This is a genomic window from Bradyrhizobium hipponense, assembly GCF_008123965.1.
Lineage (GTDB): Bacteria > Pseudomonadota > Alphaproteobacteria > Rhizobiales > Xanthobacteraceae > Bradyrhizobium > Bradyrhizobium hipponense.
This window is the reverse complement of record NZ_VSTH01000106.1, coordinates 1-16,802: the sequence shown is the minus strand read 5'-3', so window position 1 is coordinate 16,802 and position 16,802 is coordinate 1. Positions and strand designations below refer to the sequence as shown.

At 64.0% G+C, this 16,802-nt stretch carries 16 protein-coding genes; 7 read left to right on the top strand and 9 right to left on the bottom strand.

Annotated features, from left to right (window positions below; translation table 11 throughout):
• Positions 1-71 precede the first annotated feature (71 nt).
• Positions 72-563 carry a hypothetical protein gene (locus FXV83_RS29050; protein WP_187436235.1) on the top strand — a complete coding sequence of 164 codons (492 nt, stop codon included), beginning with the start codon at positions 72-74 and terminating at the stop codon, positions 561-563.
• A 199-nt stretch (positions 564-762) separates the two neighbouring features.
• On the opposite strand, the gene FXV83_RS29040 is transcribed toward FXV83_RS29050, so the two are convergent.
• The 3 genes from FXV83_RS29040 to FXV83_RS29030 form a co-directional block, all read right to left on the bottom strand.
• Positions 763-2,625 (bottom strand): ABC-F family ATP-binding cassette domain-containing protein, encoded by a 1,863-nt coding sequence (locus FXV83_RS29040; RefSeq protein ID WP_148743025.1) that lies wholly within the window; start codon positions 2,623-2,625, stop codon positions 763-765.
• 54 nt (positions 2,626-2,679) lie between these two features.
• Positions 2,680-2,859 carry a hypothetical protein gene (locus FXV83_RS29035; protein WP_148743024.1) on the bottom strand — a complete coding sequence of 60 codons (180 nt, stop codon included), beginning with the start codon at positions 2,857-2,859 and terminating at the stop codon, positions 2,680-2,682.
• Between the two features lie 223 nt (positions 2,860-3,082).
• Entirely contained in the window at positions 3,083-3,337 is a 255-nt protein-coding gene (locus tag FXV83_RS29030) for a sulfur globule protein precursor (RefSeq protein ID WP_148743023.1), read from the bottom strand.
• Between the two features lie 310 nt (positions 3,338-3,647).
• On the opposite strand from FXV83_RS29030, the gene ndk reads away from it, so the two are divergent.
• The 4 genes from ndk (at position 3,648) to FXV83_RS29010 (ending at position 8,904) form a co-directional block, all read left to right on the top strand.
• Positions 3,648-4,070, top strand: coding sequence for a nucleoside-diphosphate kinase (gene ndk, locus FXV83_RS29025; protein WP_148743022.1), 423 nt, complete (start codon positions 3,648-3,650; stop codon positions 4,068-4,070).
• 44 nt (positions 4,071-4,114) lie between these two features.
• Positions 4,115-4,975 (top strand): TerC family protein, encoded by an 861-nt coding sequence (locus FXV83_RS29020; RefSeq protein ID WP_148743021.1) that lies wholly within the window; start codon positions 4,115-4,117, stop codon positions 4,973-4,975.
• A 677-nt stretch (positions 4,976-5,652) separates the two neighbouring features.
• Complete coding sequence (locus FXV83_RS29015; protein ID WP_148743067.1) at positions 5,653-7,629, top strand: TonB-dependent receptor; 1,977 nt, start codon at positions 5,653-5,655, stop codon at positions 7,627-7,629.
• 99 nt (positions 7,630-7,728) lie between these two features.
• Complete coding sequence (locus tag FXV83_RS29010) at positions 7,729-8,904, top strand: PepSY-associated TM helix domain-containing protein (protein WP_235940269.1); 1,176 nt, start codon at positions 7,729-7,731, stop codon at positions 8,902-8,904.
• 6 nt (positions 8,905-8,910) lie between these two features.
• Here FXV83_RS29010 and ppx read toward each other — a convergent pair whose 3' ends face one another.
• The 4 genes from ppx to FXV83_RS28990 all read right to left on the bottom strand — a co-directional run bounded on the left by ppx (position 8,911) and on the right by FXV83_RS28990 (position 14,071).
• Positions 8,911-10,413 carry an exopolyphosphatase gene (gene ppx, locus FXV83_RS29005; RefSeq protein WP_148743020.1) on the bottom strand — a complete coding sequence of 501 codons (1,503 nt, stop codon included), beginning with the start codon at positions 10,411-10,413 and terminating at the stop codon, positions 8,911-8,913.
• Between the two features lie 15 nt (positions 10,414-10,428).
• Complete coding sequence (locus tag FXV83_RS29000; protein ID WP_187436234.1) at positions 10,429-12,618, bottom strand: RNA degradosome polyphosphate kinase; 2,190 nt, start codon at positions 12,616-12,618, stop codon at positions 10,429-10,431.
• Between the two features lie 141 nt (positions 12,619-12,759).
• Positions 12,760-13,437, bottom strand: coding sequence for a P-loop NTPase family protein (locus FXV83_RS28995; RefSeq protein ID WP_148743019.1), 678 nt, complete (start codon positions 13,435-13,437; stop codon positions 12,760-12,762).
• Between the two features lie 91 nt (positions 13,438-13,528).
• Positions 13,529-14,071 (bottom strand): CDP-alcohol phosphatidyltransferase family protein, encoded by a 543-nt coding sequence (locus FXV83_RS28990; RefSeq protein WP_148743018.1) that lies wholly within the window; start codon positions 14,069-14,071, stop codon positions 13,529-13,531.
• A 154-nt stretch (positions 14,072-14,225) separates the two neighbouring features.
• Between FXV83_RS28990 and purM the strand changes: the two genes are divergently transcribed.
• Both purM and purN read left to right on the top strand, forming a co-directional pair.
• Entirely contained in the window at positions 14,226-15,299 is a 1,074-nt protein-coding gene (gene purM / locus FXV83_RS28985) for a phosphoribosylformylglycinamidine cyclo-ligase (protein WP_148743017.1), read from the top strand.
• Positions 15,300-15,303: 4 nt separating this feature from the next.
• Positions 15,304-15,957: a phosphoribosylglycinamide formyltransferase gene (purN, locus tag FXV83_RS28980; protein ID WP_148743016.1), complete on the top strand. Its 654-nt coding sequence runs from the start codon at positions 15,304-15,306 to the stop codon at positions 15,955-15,957.
• A gap of 97 nt (positions 15,958-16,054) precedes the next feature.
• Here purN and FXV83_RS28975 read toward each other — a convergent pair whose 3' ends face one another.
• Positions 16,055-16,261 carry a cold-shock protein gene (locus FXV83_RS28975; RefSeq protein WP_007591938.1) on the bottom strand — a complete coding sequence of 69 codons (207 nt, stop codon included), beginning with the start codon at positions 16,259-16,261 and terminating at the stop codon, positions 16,055-16,057.
• A gap of 326 nt (positions 16,262-16,587) precedes the next feature.
• The coding region (locus tag FXV83_RS44975; protein ID WP_210250770.1) for a hypothetical protein at positions 16,588-16,802 on the bottom strand (215 nt) is incomplete at its 5' end.

The following is a 16,802-nucleotide window of genomic DNA, read 5'->3' as shown; positions in this document are numbered from 1 at the left end:
GCTGGTCCTTCACGCGGGGAATTTGGTTTATCGTGCGACATCAAAAGCTTCCCAGGTCGCTCATATTTGCGTTGGCTGCCGTAGCACCGCTGATCGCGGGCTGCTCGAGCGCCCCCGACCTGTTGTCCAAGGATGCCGAATGGTTTCAGAAGCCCGGCCGCCTGTTCATCAAGAACATCTCGATCGAATCGCCGCCGCTGACCCCCGACACGCCGGTAAAGGCCGATGATCTGGTCAGCGCCGATGGCGCCTGTCCCGGCATGGCGCCTCCCGGGCCGGCTGATGCCAACGCGTCGACGACTCCGCCGGCTCCGTCCGGCGGCACGGTCGCGCTCGGCCATACCGAATGCGACGTGGTGCGCGGCATTGGTGCGCCCTCGAACGTCAACCTCTCCAACGATGCTGCCGGCCGGCGCGTCGCTGTGGTGACGTGGACGACCGGTCCGCGTGCAGGCATCTACACCTTCACCGCCGGGCGTCTGTCCTCGATCGAGGGCACGCCGGAGCCGCCCGTGATGCCGAAGGCCGCCAAGCCGAAGGCGAAGAAGAAAGCTGCAACTTAGGGCTCCGAGCGGCGCCGGTCTGGATCGGCGCGATTGATGCGGCCGGCAATGAGATCGCTCAACAGCGCCGTGCTGTCGCGTACGGCACATGCAGAATCTTGATGCCCGCCAAGGTTTGAAATAACTCGCCCGCCAAACGGGTGAAGGTGCCCACTCCCGCCGAAGCGAAGGTGAGGCGAGGCAAATGCCTGTCCGTTTGTTAACCAGCCGCCTCATCAAACTGTGCACTTGCCTCGAGCCATTGCTCCTCCGCGCGCGCCAGCGCGTCGGCCGCATTCGCGCGTGCTTTCGATAGTTGCGCGGCCTGCTTGGGGTCCCGCGTAAAAATGTCAGGGAGGGCCAGCGCGGTGTCGATCTTGGCTATGATTTCGCCGACGCGGGCGATCTCGGCTTCGGCTTCCGCGATGCGCTTCTTCAATGAGCCGCGGTTATCTGATCTCGGGCGCTGCGGCTTTTCGCTCGAGATGCTGCGCTCGCGCGGGGAGGCTTCCGCGTTGCGCGACGACAGCACCAGGCGGCGGTATTCGTCGAGGTCGCCGTCGTAGTTCGTCACGGTGCGATCGGCGACGATCCAGAGCCGGTCGGCGCAGGCCTCGATCAGATAGCGGTCGTGCGAGACCATGATGACCGCGCCGGGGAATTCGTTGATGGCTTCCGCAAGCGCGGCACGGCTGTCGATGTCGAGATGGTTGGTCGGCTCGTCCAGGATGATCATGTTGGGGCCGAAGAAGGTCGCAAGTCCCAGCAGGAGCCGCGCCTTCTCGCCGCCCGACAGTTTGCCCACCTTGGTGTCGGCCGCCTTGCCGGAAAAACCGATCGCGCCGGCGCGGGCCCGCACCTTGGCCTCAGGCGCATCGCCCATCAGCTTGCGCACATGGTCATAGGCAGAGGCGTCCTCGTTCAACTCGTCGAGCTGGTGCTGCGCGAAATAGGCAATCGACAGTTTGTCTGCGCGTGTCACTCTGCCGGAGAACGGCGCAAGGCGCCCGGCAAGCAGCTTGACCAGCGTCGACTTGCCGTTGCCGTTGGCGCCGAGAAGTGCGATGCGGTCATCATTGTCGATGCGCAAGGTGACGCGGCCCAGCACTGGCGTATTGGGATCGTAGCCGACCGAGGCGTTGTCGACGGCGATGATCGGCGGCGACAGGATCTTCTCGGGAGCGGGAAAGCTGATCTCGCGCACATCCTCGGTGACCAGCGCCGTGATCGGCTTCAGCCGCTCCAGCATCTTCACGCGGGACTGCGCCTGGCGCGCCTTCGACGCCTTGGCCTTGAACCGATCAACGAAGGCTTGCAGGCGCGCGCGTTCCGCCTCCTGGCGCTTGACCTGCTTGGCATCGAGCAGTTCGCGCGCGGCGCGCTGCTCCTCGAAGGAGGAGTAAGACCCGCGGTAGAGCGTGAGCTTGCCACGCTCCAGGTGGAGGATCTGGTCAACCGAGCTCTCCAGCAGGTCGCGGTCGTGGCTGATCACGATCACCGTGCGCGGGTAATGCGCCAGATGATCCTCGAGCCACAGCGTGCCTTCGAGGTCGAGATAGTTGGTGGGCTCGTCGAGCAGCAGCAGATCGGGGGCTGCAAACAGCGTCGCAGCGAGTGCCACGCGCATCCGCCAGCCGCCGGAGAATTCGGCACAGGGGCGAACCTGATCGGCCGCGGAAAAACCGAGGCCTGAGAGAATCGCTGCGGCGCGGCTCGGCGCCGAATGGGCGTCGATGTCGACGAGCCGGGTCTGGATCTCCGCGATCCGGTGCGGATCGATCGCGCCTTCGGCTTCGTGCAGCAGCGCGTCGCGTTCGAGGTCGGCCTTGAGCACGACCGAGATCAGGCTTTCGGGGCCGTTCGGCGCTTCCTGGGCGAGGCTGCCGACACGCCAGCGCGGCGGCAGCGTGACGGAGCCGTGTTCGGCCGCAAGCTCGCCGCGGATGATCTTGAACAGCGTCGACTTGCCGGTGCCGTTGCGCCCGACCATGCCGACCCGCGAACCGGGCGTGATCTGCACGGAACTCTGGTCAATCAGGAGACGTCCGGCGAGGCGGACCGAAAGGTCGGTGATGGAAAGCATGCGGCCTTGTCACCGCAAGGCGCCGCGAACGCAACCCGTTTTTGCGTCTGCCCGTTAGTGCGAGTCGTCCTCGGGGTCGCGCTTCTTCAGTTCGCTCATCAGCTGTTCGAGATGCGTCGGGAGCCGGGACTCGGGGCGAAGGCATTGCTGGAGCCGCTCGCCCACGGCATCGCGAATCCAGCGGCTGGTGCGCCGGTCGATCTGTTCGCTGTCATCGGCGAAGAGGCCAGTCATCAGCGGGGTTCCATTGCTTCACAATAACGACACAGTACCAAGTCTCTGACCGTAAAATTGTTTCGCCCGCGGCGGGCTGTCGGACATTCTAGTAAAAATTGTATTAATTTCGTCGTGCAGGCCAAGGGCCGCCCCAACGCAAAGCCCCGGCGGGGGCACGCCGGGGCTTCTCTTGTAAGGTACCTGGGGGACGGTAGGTACCCTTTGGAAGGTGCTGTCGCTCTCAGTAGCAGCGGTTGATCAGCCGCCAGCGGGGTCCCCAGGGGGTCGGGACCAGCCGGCGCACGTAGCAGCCGCCATAGCCGTAGGAGACGGGGCCGCCGGCGTAGAAGCGCGGTCCACCCCAACCGTAGCCGTGATGCCAGCCGCCGCCGTGCCAGCCCCAGCCGCCATGCCAGTGAGCGGAGGCGGAGGTCGGCGCCAGCGCGGCACCCAGCGCGACCGCGGCAACTGCGGCAAGCGAAAGTTTCCTCAACATGGTGATCTCCTCAGAACTGTCGGCGCGGGCCTGCGCGTCGATGGAAAGGCCGCCGAAACGGTTTGCCTCATGATCAGGCTTTCGCTTCGATAGCCGACACCCTATGCCGGCTCGGCTGAACCAAACCCTGATAGCGGGTTCAGACTGGGTTCATCTGGGTGAAATTGCTGTAATCCCGGGTGGAATTTTGGACCTTGGCCCTGCGGCGAAGCGCCCGTGAGGGCGTTCCGGCGGTCGCTTGCTGTTCGGCAACGGCGCCGATATAAGCCCGGCAACTCCGAACCACCGCTTTCTCCTCAAGGACAAGATCATGGCCATCGAACGCACTTTCTCGATTATCAAGCCCGATGCGACCGCGCGTAACCTGACCGGCGCGGTGAACGCCGTGATCGAAAAAGCGGGCCTGCGCATCGTCGCGCAGAAGCGCATCCGCATGACCAAGGAGCAGGCCGAGACCTTCTATGCCGTCCACAAGGAACGCCCGTTCTTCGGCGAGCTGGTCGAATTCATGACCTCGGGTCCGGTCGTCGTCCAGGTGCTGGAAGGCGAGAACGCCGTCGCCCGGTATCGCGAAGCAATGGGTGCGACCGATCCGTCCAAGGCGGCCGACGGCACCATCCGCAAGCTCTACGCAAAGTCGATCGGCGAGAACTCCGCGCATGGCTCGGACGCGCCGGAGACGGCCGCGATCGAGATCGCGCAGTTCTTCTCGGGCAACGAGATCGTCGGCTGAGTCATCAGCCGATAAGTTGAGGCGCCGGAGCGAAAGGACGCATTGTGAACTGGCTTTGGCAGATCTTCGATCCCGCTACGATCGGGGCATTCTTCACCCAGTTTCGCAATGAGATGGCCGAACCGACCTTCTGGATCGCGGTCGGCAAGATCATCTGGATCAACGTCCTGCTCTCCGGCGACAATGCGCTGGTGATCGCGCTCGCCTGTCGCGGCCTCAAGCCGCGACACCGGCTGTGGGGCATGGTGCTCGGCGCCGGCGCCGCAGTGCTGCTGCGGATCATCTTCACCGGCATCGTCGCCAGCCTGATGGGACTGCCCTACCTCAAGCTGGTCGGCGGTCTTGCGCTGATCGTGATCGCTGCAAAGCTGCTCGTGCCCGAAGAGGAGGGCGAGGACGACGTCGAGTCGGCCTCGCATCTGTGGCACGCCGTGCAGATCGTCGTCGTCGCCGACATCATCATGAGCCTCGACAACGTCATTGCGGTGGCCGCCGCCGCCAATGGCAGCGTGCCGCTGCTGATCCTCGGACTTGCCATCAGCGTTCCGCTGATCGTCGCCGGCGCGGCGCTGATCATGGCGTTGCTCTCGAAGTTGCCGGTCCTGGTATGGGCCGGTGCGGCGCTGCTCGGCTGGATCTCGGGCGAAGTGATCGCGACCGATCCCGGCATCGCGCCGAAGCTGCACACGCTGTTCGACGGCCCGCTCGGCGCATCGCTGGATTCGATACTCGCCGCCTTGCGCATTCCGCCGCAATTCACCCATGGCGGCGGAGGCGGCGAATATCTCTGCGCGGCACTCGGTGTCGTCGTCGTGCTAGTGGTCGGCACCATCTGGCGCCGCCGGAGCCTGGGCCAGGCGGCGCTCGATTCCTCCGAGCGGCACGCCAAGGTCTCGGCGGAGTAATCTCCGAGGCATGACCAGTTTCGCCGGCCTCTTCCCGGCGGGACGTCCAGTGTCATTCCCACAAGGTTGCGGTAGCGGCCGTCTCCAACTGAACCGGTCATCATCTACGAAAGCACGCCGCCTTGATGAGCGGCAATCGCTGCAGCGTGGGTCGGCACGTCGTGCCGTGACCCACAGCGTTCGCAACCTCCACGCGATTTAGAGTTTGTCTTATTATAAACTACTGAAAATAAAAGTGTTTTTGTTGACTGGGCGGTTCTTTCCGCGACAGGTCGCTCCGGTAATTATTCCTGCAAACCGGAAGCTGTTAAGAGATGCCATCGCGAGCCAATTGCCGTCCTGTTGCTGTTGCTGCTGCCACCCTAAAATCGCGTCTGAGGTTCGCCAGACCGACAGCTTTCGCGGCCTCCGTGGCGTCCATTGCCTTGTTCAGCGACGGCCATGTTTACCGCGCCAGCGCGCAAAGTGCTGTGCCTGCGTCGGAGCGGGGAACAACGTTGCCGGCGGTGACCGTCACCGCAGACGTGCCGAAGCAGCGCGCACGCCCGCGTTCCAATCCAGGCCGAAGGGCGGGCCGTGAAAGTTTGCCCGCAAGCGAGCGGGCCAAGTTGCAGGCGGAGGCGGTCCCCGCTGCTCCGAAGCCGGGTGCTCTGCCGCCATCCTACTCGGGCGGGCAGATGGCTCGCGGAGGACAGATTGGCTTGCTGGGCAACAAGGACTTCATGAACACGCCGTTCAACATCACGAGTTACACGGCAAAGAAGATTGAGGATCAACAAGCCACCACGGTCGCCGACGTCGTCAGCAACGATCCTTCGGTCCGTTTCACGGGTCAGACCGGCGGCATTCTTGACTCCTTCTTCATCCGCGGGTTTCCGATCGGCGAGGGGAATGTCGGAGAAATTGCCTTCAACGGCGTCTATGGTGTTGCGCCGAACTACCGCGTGTTCACCGATTACGTCGAACGCATCGAAATCATCAAAGGTCCGACCGCGCTGCTTTACGGCATGGCACCAAACAGCAGCGTCGGTGGCACGATCAACATCGTTCCAAAACGTGCTGGGGATGTCGATCTCACACGGGTTACGACCGACTACGCGACCAGCTCCCAGTTCGGTACGCATCTCGACGTGAGCCGACGGTTCGGCGCGAACCGTGAGTTTGGAATCCGCGTCAATGGCAGCTATCACAATGGCGATACACCGCAGGACAACCAGAGCCGGGAGGCGCATGTCGGCGCCGCGGCGTTCGATTATCGCGGCGAGAAATTCAGGGCCTCGCTCGACTTCATCGATCAGGAGGAAAAGTTCGACGCGCCCGCGAGGCCGTTTCTGGTCGCAACGGGAGTAGCTGTCCCGACCGCTCCGGTCGGGCGGCGCAACGTTACGCAGGCCTGGGAATGGTCCAAGGTTCACGACAATTCGCTGCTGGCGCGCGCCGAATACGATGTGACGGATACCGTGACTGTGTTCGCCGATGCGGGTGGGGGCAGGACCCAGGTCGATCGTTTATTTGGTACGCCGACGATCCTGAACTCGGCCGGCAATACCACCTCGACACCGGGACATTTCAAATTCGATATCGACAGGAACGTGGCCGATGCCGGCGTGCGCGCCCGGTTTGAAACCGCCGCAATCAGTCACGCCGTGACTTTCCAGGGGAGCTACTACACCGATCAGCTATATCGAGGCTCTGTTTCCGGCACACCGGTCCTGTCCAACATCTATGCTCCGATCGGCCGTCCCGAGCAGCTCGTTCCGGCTCCCGCGACCGTTCCGAAGCTGTCGGATACCGAACTGACCGGCCTTGCGCTGGCCGACACCTTGTCAATTCTGCAAGAACGCGTGCAACTGACCGTTGGGGTGCGGCAGCAAGGGGTCAAATCGAATAATTTCAACACGACCACAGGTGCCGTCACCGCCTCCTATGACCAAACGGCGCTGACGCCGATGGTCGGCCTCGTCGTCAAGCCCTGGAGCAACGTTTCGTTGTACGCGAACTACATCGAAGGACTCAGCAAGGGCGACGTCGCGCCGACGACCGCGAGCAATTCCGGAGAAGTCCTCGCGCCCTATATCAGCAAACAGCAGGAAGCAGGCGTCAAGGTTGACTTCGGTCTGCTGGCCACCACGATCAGCGTGTTCGAGATCACCAAGCCGTCGGGTCAGCTGGGTGCCGACAAGGTCTTCCGGGCGGACGCCGAGCAACGTAATCGCGGCCTGGAATTCACCGTGTTTGGCGAGGTGCAGCCGGGCCTTCGCGTGCTTGGCGGTGTGACGCTGATCGATCCTGAGCTGACAAAGACGAGCACGCCATCCACTCTCGGCAAGACGCCGATCGGTGTGCCCCAGGTGCAAGCCAACTTGTCCGCGGAATGGGACGCTCCGTTCGCGCCCGGACTGACGCTGGTCGCAAACACCGTCTATACGGGACATCAATATCTGGACGCAGCAAACACGCAGATTATTCCGGCCTGGACGAGGCTCGACCTTGGTGCCCGCTACAACACACGGATCTACAACCGGCCGGTCACGCTCCGTGCCCTGGTCCAGAATGTGTTCGATAAAAATTACTGGGCGGGCGTGGCGAGCTTCTCCGGATTGTCGCAAGGTGCGCCGCGAACCCTGCTATTGTCGATGTCGACGGATTTCTGAGTCAGGTCGGCTTTGACGCGCAATGACGAGGTTGCACGCTCCGATCGTCACCGAGGTCAGCCGCGGGGTACGACGAGGCGCGGACTATGGGTGCCCTGCATGGACGAAACGATCAGGGCGCCACAACAAGCCGGCTCGGCCCGTTCCAAAATGCTGCCCGGACGCGTGCGGCGCGCGCTCCTGTGGGCCCACCGGTGGCTCGGATTGTTGAGCGGCATCGTCGTGGTGCTGATAGGCCTCACGGGGAGCTTCATCGTCTTCTACCGGGAAATCGACGCCGCCTTGAATCCGGCGCTTTACGCGCCCGCCGGGCCGGAACAAAGAGTTACATTGACCGAGGTGATGCGCGCCGCCGCGGCAGCGGATAGCGCGCCGATTTCCACGGTTCTGGCGCCGGATCGGATCTGGCCGGTCTGGGTCGTGATACATGCGCACCAAACCGCAACAGGCCGCTACCCCAATCGTTGGACGACCATGGTCGATCCCTCGAACGGGAAGGTGCTCGGGCGGCGTGACTACATCAACGCGTTCGCGCTCAAGGTCTATCGTCTCCACTACACGCTGCTGCTCTACGAGTGGTGGGGCAAAGAGCTGGTAGGCATGGTCGGGTTCATGCTGCTCGGCTTGGCCATGTCGGGCCTGTTCCTGTGGTGGCCGAGGCCGGGTCGATTCTGGCGATCGGTATCGGTGCGCAGCAACGTTTCGCTTCTTCGATTTGTTTTCGACGTTCATGGCGCGGCCGGCTTTTGGGCGCTCTGCGCTCTCTTGGTGATCTCAATCACCGGCGTCGGAATCATTTTTCCCGGCATGATACGGCCTGTCGTTGGCCTTCTCTCGCAACCGACGCCTGATCCCTCGCCGCGGATCGAACTGCCGTCTCCGATCGGGACGCCGCTGCTCCCGGCCGATGCGATCGTGCGAATCGCACAAGCGGCCAAGCCTGGCGTGGCCATCGCTATGTTCAATCCGCCAACCGCAACGCGCAACACCTGGCGCGTGCAGTTCCGTCCCGACGACGCTGATCCCGCGGTACGGGCACGGGGGGCGATCTGGCTTGATCCATGGAGTGGCGCAGTGGTGCATGACCGCACTCCAGGCACCATGTCGATAGGCGACCGCTATTTGGCCAAACAGCTCTGGCTCCATAACGGCGCGGCGTTCGGACTCGTGGGACGCCTGGTGGTTTTCATAGCCGGCTTCGCGCCTCTCGTCCTGTTCATCAGCGGCGTGATCATGTGGCTTAAGAGACGTCCGGGGAGGATTAGGACCGGGTAGTTGTTTTTAGCGCCGCACGATCGAGCCGGCGCGGCCGATCAGGCGGGCGAGCTGGCGGAAGCGGCTGCCGACGCGGTCGGCGACGAGATCGCCGAGGCGGTGCTCGAACACCAGCATCAGCTTGCGGCTCCCGCTGCGGAAATGCGTGGCAGGCAAGACGCCCGGCCGCGCCGCCGAGATCAGATGCGCGACGCGGAAGGCCGCCCCCAGCAGACGGGCGCGTTCGAGCTGCGCCGGCGTCAGCAGCTCTTGCATCGCCACCGGCGGCTGGTTTTCCTCGCTCAGCCCCGCATAGCGATAGAACACCGACAGGCCGACAAAAGCGCGCTCGGTATGGGTGATCGCGCCGAAATTGCCGTTGACGACCAAGCTCAGCGTCTGCTCGCCGCGATGGTCGGGATGCACGCGCCAGCCGATGTCGGAGAGCAGGCAGGCGGCGTGGCGCAGCCTCCGGTCCTCCTCGGTCTCGCGCAGCTTCACCACGCGCGCGAGACGGTCGGTCCAGGCGATCAGCTCGCGGGCGTGGCGTGCCGAGCGCGACAGCAGCTGGTTGAGCTCTTCCGCCGCGCAGACCAATCCGTCCTTGCTGCGCTCGGTCTCCGACAACTTCTCGTGAAGCAGACCTTCGCGCACGCCGAAGGTCGAGAATACGATCGTCTTCGGTTTTGCCACGCGGATGATGTGCTCGAGCACCAACGCGGCATAGGTGAGGAGAGGGCGGCGCGCGTCGGCGACGATCTCGATGTCGGCCAGCATGTCGGCGGCCGCGAGACGGCGCAGACGACGCGAAAAGTCGAGCGCCTCGGCGGCCGAAATCGAATAGCCGTGCATCACTTGGAGCGGATAGCCGCTCTGGATGATGTGGATGCGGGCAAGCGCGCGCCAGGTGCCGCCGACCGCATAGAAGGCGCGGCCGCTGCCGGCCTTGAGCTGCGGCACCCCGTCCAGCGCCTCGCGGACGATGCCGTCGGCCCGCTTGAGCGATTTGTGGGCGAGGTCCTGCAGCGCCAGGCCCCCAAGCGGCAGCGTCACGCCGCTGCGTACGCTGTTCCTGCGCACGTCGACCAGTTCGAGCGAGCCGCCGCCGAGATCGCCGACGATGCCGTCGGGATAGTGAATCCCCGAGATCACGCCGAGCGCCGACAGCCGCGCCTCGCGCGGCCCGGACAAGATCTCGATCTGGACGGCGCAAATGCGTTCGGCCTTCGCGATGAAGTCGGGGCCGTTGGAGGCGTCACGGCACGCCGCAGTGGCGATTGCAAACACGCGCCCCACCTGCATCACCCGGCACAGCGCGCGGAATCGCTTCAGCGAGGTCAGCGCCTTGTCGACGGCATCCGGCGCAAGCAGGCCCGTGCTCTGCACCTCGCGGCCGAGGCCGCACAGCGTCTTCTCGTTGAAGATCGGAATCAGGCTCCGCGCCAGCGCCTCGTAGACGACGAGACGCACCGAGTTGGAGCCGATATCGATGACAGCGACGCTCGAGCCGCGCTTGCGCGGCCGCGTCACGTCAGAAATCCCCGATCAGGGCTGATGACGTTCGTTCCGGCGCGTGAGACGGCGCGGCGAGGATTCCTTGAGCGACTTTCCACGGCCAGACAGACTCGGATTTGTCATGAAGTAGTTGTGGACGTTGAAAGGCTCCTCGCCTTTCGCGGTCTTCATACGCGTTGAGGACCCGTCCGGCAACAATTGCCAGCTCTGCTCATTGTCCTTCAGGTTCGCGACCATGATCTGTTCGAGAACCTGCTGATGCACCGTGGGATTTTGCAGCGGACACAGCACCTCGACGCGACGGTCGAGGTTGCGCGGCATCATGTCGGCGGACGAGATATACACAGCCGCTTTCGCGCTCGGCAGGCCTTGGCCCATGCCGAAGCAGTAGATTCGGCCGTGTTCCAGGAAGCGTCCGATGATCGACTTGACGCGGATGTTCTCCGACAGGCCGGGAATGCCGGGCCGCAGGCAGCAGATGCCGCGCACCACGAGCTCGACCTGGACGCCGGCCTGTGACGCTTCGTAGAGCGCGTCGATGATGTCGGGGTCGACTAGCGCATTCATCTTCATCCAGACCGCGCCCGGCTTGCCGTGCCGGGCATGCTCGGTCTCGCCCTGGATATGCTGGATGATGCGCTTGCGCAGGGTCAGCGGCGACACCGCCATCTTTTCGAGATCGCTCGGCGCCGCATAGCCGGTGATGAAGTTGAACACGCGCGCGGCGTCGCGGCCGATGGTCGGCTCCGAGGTGAAGTAGGAAAGGTCGGTGTAGATGCGCGCGGTCACCGGGTGATAGTTGCCCGTGCCGGTATGGACATAGGTGGTGAGGCCGCCGCCTTCGCGACGCACCACCATCGACAGCTTGGCGTGGGTCTTGAGCTCGAGGAAGCCATAGACCACCTGGACACCGGCGCGTTCGAGGTCGCGCGCCCAGCGGATGTTGGCCTCTTCGTCGAAACGTGCCTTCAGCTCGATCAGCGCGGTGACCGACTTGCCGGCTTCTGCGGCTTCCGCAAGCGCACGCACGATCGGCGAGTTGTTGGAGGTGCGGTAGAGCGTTTGCTTGATCGCGACGACGTCCGGATCGCGCGTGGCCTGCTGGAGGAACTGCACCACCACATCGAAGGATTCGTAGGGGTGATGGACGACCAGGTCCTTCTGCCGGATCGCGGCAAAAATGTCGCCGCCGTGCTCGCGCACGCGCTCGGGATGGCGTGGCACGTAAGGCGTGAATTCGAGGTCGGGCCGGTCGAGGCGGGTGAGCTGGGACAGCTCGTTCATGGCGAGCACGCCGTCGACCAGAAACACCTCGTCGTCAGCGGCCGACAGCGCGTGCTGCACGAAGCTGCGCAGCTGCTCCGGCATCTTGGCGTCGATCTCCAGCCGGATCACCGAGCCGCGGCGGCGGCGCTTCAGCGCAGTCTCGAACAGGCGGACGAGGTCTTCGGCTTCTTCCTCGATTTCCAGCTCGGAGTCGCGGATGATGCGGAAGGCGCCCTGACCGTGCAGGTTGTAGCCGGGGAAAAGGCGATTGATGAACAGGGAGGTCGCCTGTTCCAGCGTGATCAGCCGCACCGTACCGTCGGCCGGCAGTCGGATGAAGCGGTCGATCTTGCCGGGCATGCGGATCAGCGCGTTCATCTGCTTGCCATCGGCGGCGCGCGTGAGCTGGAGCGCGATGGTGAAACCGAGGCTGGGAATGAACGGGAAGGGATGGGCCGGGTCGATCGCGAGCGGCGTCAGCAGCGGGAACACGTTGGCGAGGAAGTAGTCCTCGATCCAGGTCCGCTCCGCCTTGGTGACCTCCTTGCCGTCGACCAGCACGATGCCGACGTTGGCCAGTGAGCCGCGCAGGTCGCGCCAGATCGCCTGCTGGTCGGAGGCCAGCTTGGAAACCGTCTGGTTGATCAGGGCGAGCTGCTCGGACGGGGTCAGGCCGTCCGGGCTGCGCTCGGCAATGCCCTCGCGCACCTGAGCCTTGATGCCGGCGACGCGGACCATGAAGAATTCGTCGAGGTTATTCGCCGAAATCGACAGGAATCGCACCCGCTCCAGCACGGGGTGGCTGGGATTGACCGATTCCTCCAGGACGCGCCGGTTGAAATGCAGCCACGATAGCTCGCGGTTGATGAACCGCTCGGGGCTCGAAGCGATCGCCGGCTGGCCTTCGAATTCTGGAGCTTTTTCTTTAATTTCAACGATTTGCGCAGAGTCCATCAGAAGCCGATCCATCCTGTTTCGCCTCACTTTGCGACTTTTGCGCAAAACCGGCGAGAGCATGTGTGAGTGCGATGACGTTTCGATGACATTGACGTTCCGCCGGCGCGCCGCGTCAAGCGCTGTGGATGGGGAGCCGACTCAGGCGTCGCGCAGCAACTCGGCGGCGAGCGCCCGGGTGACGGGGCGGCCGAGCCGCAGCGCCTCACTATCGAGCAGTTCCACGGCTCGGCGGGCAGCGGCCGAGGACCGCTCCAGGCGGGTGGCGAGGTAGCTGACCACGGTCTCGTCAACGGCGAGCTGGCGGTCGGCGCAGAACTTGATGATCAGGCCGCGGAACAGCTGGTCGTCCGGCGGCAAGAGCGAGACCACGGGAACAGCCCGCAACCGGGAGCGCAGGTCGCGCAGTTCGATGTCGAGGGCAGCAGGCACCTCGCGTCCGGTGAAGAGGACGTAGGCGCCGTCTTCACGCGCGAGGTTCATCAGATGGAAGACGGCGCGCTCGTCGAATTCCTTTGCCTTGAGATCCTCGACCACCAAGGCGCCGGTCGCGAGCGCGCCGGGCACGCTCGCGGGGATCAGCGCATTCGCCGTGGTCGAGCGGGCGCCGGCGTCCTCGGCCCAGATCGCTGCGAGATGGCTCTTGCCGCTTCCTTCGGGGCCGGCCAGCCACATGATCCGGTTCGGCCATTCCGGCCAACTGTCGATCAGGCCGAGACCGGCCGCATTGGCGGGACCTTCGAGGAAATTGTCCCGGCTCAGGCTTTCCGCATGCGGAAGCGAAAACGCCAATTGTCGGGGATGAACGCGGCCTGCCACGCTTGCTTTGCTCCATGCCGGACGGCCGGCTTCAGTTGAAAGAGTAGACGTATCGAGCGCGAGTTGGCCTTTTGCGGGGGCTTATCCCGGCTCATTTGCCTTCGATGGTGCTCATGTGCCGCAGCCACTCGACGAGATAGAGCGACACGGAGGAGAGCGTGAAGACGGTGACGAGACCCATCAGGATTATATCATAGGGCTGCGCCTTGAAGCCGAAGGCAAGCGCGGCCAATACCAGCGCCGCGAACGCCACCTGGGCCACAGTGTTGAGCTTGGACACCTTCGACGGCTTCATCTCGACCGGCTTGTCGAACAGCCAGGAGACGATCACGGCCGCCACGATCATGATGTCCCGCGACACCACCAGGATCACGATCCAGCGCGGGATCGCGCCCCAGATGCCGAGCGCCATGTAGATCGAGACCAACAGCGCCTTGTCCGCAAGCGGGTCGAGCAGGGCGCCGAGCTCGCTCGTCATGTTGAAGCGCTTGGCGAGGAAGCCGTCGACGGCATCGCTGATGCCGGCGATCAAGAAGACGGCGAACGCCACCTCCATTTGGCTCGACACGATGGCCCAGACAATGATCGGGACCAGCATGATGCGGCCCAGGGTAATGATGTTCGGAATACTCACGCGGCGCTTCCCGGCACCCGGCCTGACCTCGAATCCGGCCCGTTTGAAGGCCGAACCGGTTGATATCTACATAGTATAGGGCAGCGCGCCATGCGAGCCATTGCGTGTCCCCGGAATTCGACGTAACCAGCCGCAAACCCACTGGAAATCGGGCATGACCGACCGCAAAAACGGCCTCACTTACGCCGATTCAGGCGTCGATATCGATGCGGGCAACCGCCTGGTCGACCTGATCAAGCCGATGGTGCGCGCCACCGCACGCGCGGGTGCCGACGCCGAGATCGGCGGCTTTGGCGGCCTGTTCGACCTCAAAGCGGCCGGTTTCAAGGATCCCATCCTGGTCGCCGCCACCGATGGCGTGGGCACCAAGGTCAAGATCGCGATCGAGACCGGCCTTCATGGCGGCATCGGCATCGACCTCGTCGCCATGAGCGTCAACGATCTCGTGGTGCAGGGCGCCGAGCCGCTGTTCTTCCTGGATTATTTTGCCTGCGGCAAGCTCGATCCGGAGGCGACCGCGGCGATCGTTGCGGGCGTTGCCGAGGGATGTCGGGAATCGGGCTGTGCCCTGATCGGCGGCGAGACTGCCGAAATGCCCGGCCTCTACAAGGATGGCGACTATGACCTCGGCGGCTTTGCCGTCGGCGCCGCCGAGCGGGGCACGCTGCTGCCGCGCAAGGACATCGCCGCGGGCGACACCGTGATCGGGCTGGCCTCGTCGGGCGTGCATTCCAACGGCTTCTCGCTGGTGCGCAAGATCGTCGAGCGGTCCGGCCTCGGCTTCGCCGCACAGGCCCCGTTTGCGCCGGTCATGACGCTCGGCGGTGCGCTGCTGACGCCGACGCGGCTCTACGTCAGATCCTGCCTGCGCGCCATCCGCGAGACCGGTGCGGTCAAGGGCCTCGCCCACATCACCGGCGGCGGCTTCACCGACAACATCCCGCGTGTGCTGCCAAAGCACCTCGGCGTCGGCATCGATCTGTCGCGCCTGCCGGTGCTTCCGGTGTTCAAATGGCTGGCCGCACAGGCCGGCATCGCCGAGCTGGAAATGCTGCGGACCTTCAATTGCGGTATCGGCATGATCGCAATCGTCGAGCCGGATAAGGTCGACCAGGTGGTGCAGGTCTTTGCCGACGCGGGCGAGACGGTCGCCGTGCTTGGCCAGGTGGTCCCGGCCGAGGGCGACCATCGCGTCGTCTATAACGGCAACCTCGATCTGGCCCTGTAGCGTCATGAAGCGCCGCGTCGCCATCCTGATTTCGGGCCGGGGCTCCAACATGGCTGCCCTGATCAAGGGCGCGGCCGCCCCGGATTTCCCGGCGGAGATTGCGCTCGTGATCTCGAACAAGGCTGACGCGCCGGGACTGGAGAGAGCCAGGGCGAGCGGGGTGAAGACCCTGGTGATCGAGAGCAAGCCGTTCGGCAAGGACCGCGCCGGTTTCGAGGCGATGCTGCAAGCTGCACTCGATCAGCACGGCATCGAGCTGATTTGCCTGGGCGGCTTCATGCGCCTGTTTACGGCCGAATTTACCAAATCCTGGTACGGCCGGATGCTCAACATCCATCCATCGCTATTGCCATCTTTTCCAGGCCTCGACCCGCACGGCCAGGCCTTGCGCGCCGGCGTCAAGCTGTCTGGCGCGACGGTTCACTTCGTCATCCCCGAGACCGATGCCGGCCCGATCGTGATGCAGGGGGCGGTGCCGGTCAGCGATAACGACACGGCCGATACGCTCTCGGAGCGCATCCTCGAAGTCGAGCACCGCATCTATCCCGAAGCGCTGCGGCTGCTCGCGACCGGCAAGGTCCGGATCGAGGGCGACGTCTGCAAGACCGCGGGAAGCGGGCCGTCGGAGAACTTTTTGATTTCGCCTGTGGTGAGCTGAGGCGCCCTAGCTAGTGCGTCTCGCAGGATCGCACAAACAAAACCCCCGGCAGAGCCGGGGGCAACGTCATGATCTCTCGCGTGTAAGGTGAGAGAAATCAGGAGACCTTGAGGTTCTCCGCGGACGCTTTGCCGCGGTTCTCCACGAGGTCGTATTCAACCACCTGGTTTTCATTGAGGGTGGAGAGTCCGGCGCGCTCGACGGCAGAGATGTGGACGAACACGTCCTTGTCGCTGCCGTTCGGCTTGATGAACCCATAGCCCTTGGTCGGGTTGAACCATTTGACGGTGCCCTTTTGCGGCATCCTCAGTCTCCTCCGCTAGATATAAAAAAGACGCGGCCGCTTTTCGCGTGCCACGCCACAAACGGGCTTCCGGAAGTCTGTTCGAGTCTTGAGTCTTAATGTCGCGAAACGCACAGCCGAGCGCCAATTACGATTGTGTCTGATATTGCAACATGAAAATCGCGCGTTAGCAAGCCGTACGCGAATTTCAAGACCCGGTAGGCCGCATCGAGCTGCAATTTGCGACCTGTGGCAGCGGAACCACAATCGAGGGCAATCGCCGTTACCTGGGGGCTTCAACCGATTGACGCTCCCTGCCGGTTCAGCACAAATCGCCGCACGCGCCGCTAGCGCGTGTTGCATTTTTGCGCACCGCTTTTTGCTTCAGGATTTGTCGTCATGTGCTGCCCATCGCAGCCCTCCGGGACACGGCCAACGATCAGGCTGGACCGCGTCCGCCGGATCACGACGGCGGTCGCGATGGCCTTTGCGTTGCTCGTGACGATGTCGGCAGCGACGCCGGGCTTCGCGCAAAGTCCGTTACCGTCCCCCACCCCCACGC

Excerpts from the sequence above, each read along its gene's own strand:
- FXV83_RS29040 (WP_148743025.1), bottom strand. The coding sequence starts at position 2,625 with ATGCTTTCCATCACCGACCTTTCGGTCCGCCTCGCCGGACGTCTCCTG.
- FXV83_RS29035 (WP_148743024.1), bottom strand. The coding sequence starts at position 2,859 with ATGACTGGCCTCTTCGCCGATGACAGCGAACAGATCGACCGGCGCACC.
- FXV83_RS29030 (WP_148743023.1), bottom strand. The coding sequence starts at position 3,337 with ATGTTGAGGAAACTTTCGCTTGCCGCAGTTGCCGCGGTCGCGCTGGGT.
- ndk (WP_148743022.1), top strand. The coding sequence starts at position 3,648 with ATGGCCATCGAACGCACTTTCTCGATTATCAAGCCCGATGCGACCGCG.
- FXV83_RS29015 (WP_148743067.1), top strand. The coding sequence starts at position 5,653 with ATGGCTCGCGGAGGACAGATTGGCTTGCTGGGCAACAAGGACTTCATG.
- FXV83_RS29010 (WP_235940269.1), top strand. The coding sequence starts at position 7,729 with ATGGACGAAACGATCAGGGCGCCACAACAAGCCGGCTCGGCCCGTTCC.
- FXV83_RS29000 (WP_187436234.1), bottom strand. The coding sequence starts at position 12,618 with ATGGACTCTGCGCAAATCGTTGAAATTAAAGAAAAAGCTCCAGAATTC.
- purM (WP_148743017.1), top strand. The coding sequence starts at position 14,226 with ATGACCGACCGCAAAAACGGCCTCACTTACGCCGATTCAGGCGTCGAT.
- purN (WP_148743016.1), top strand. The coding sequence starts at position 15,304 with ATGAAGCGCCGCGTCGCCATCCTGATTTCGGGCCGGGGCTCCAACATG.
- FXV83_RS28975 (WP_007591938.1), bottom strand. The coding sequence starts at position 16,261 with ATGCCGCAAAAGGGCACCGTCAAATGGTTCAACCCGACCAAGGGCTAT.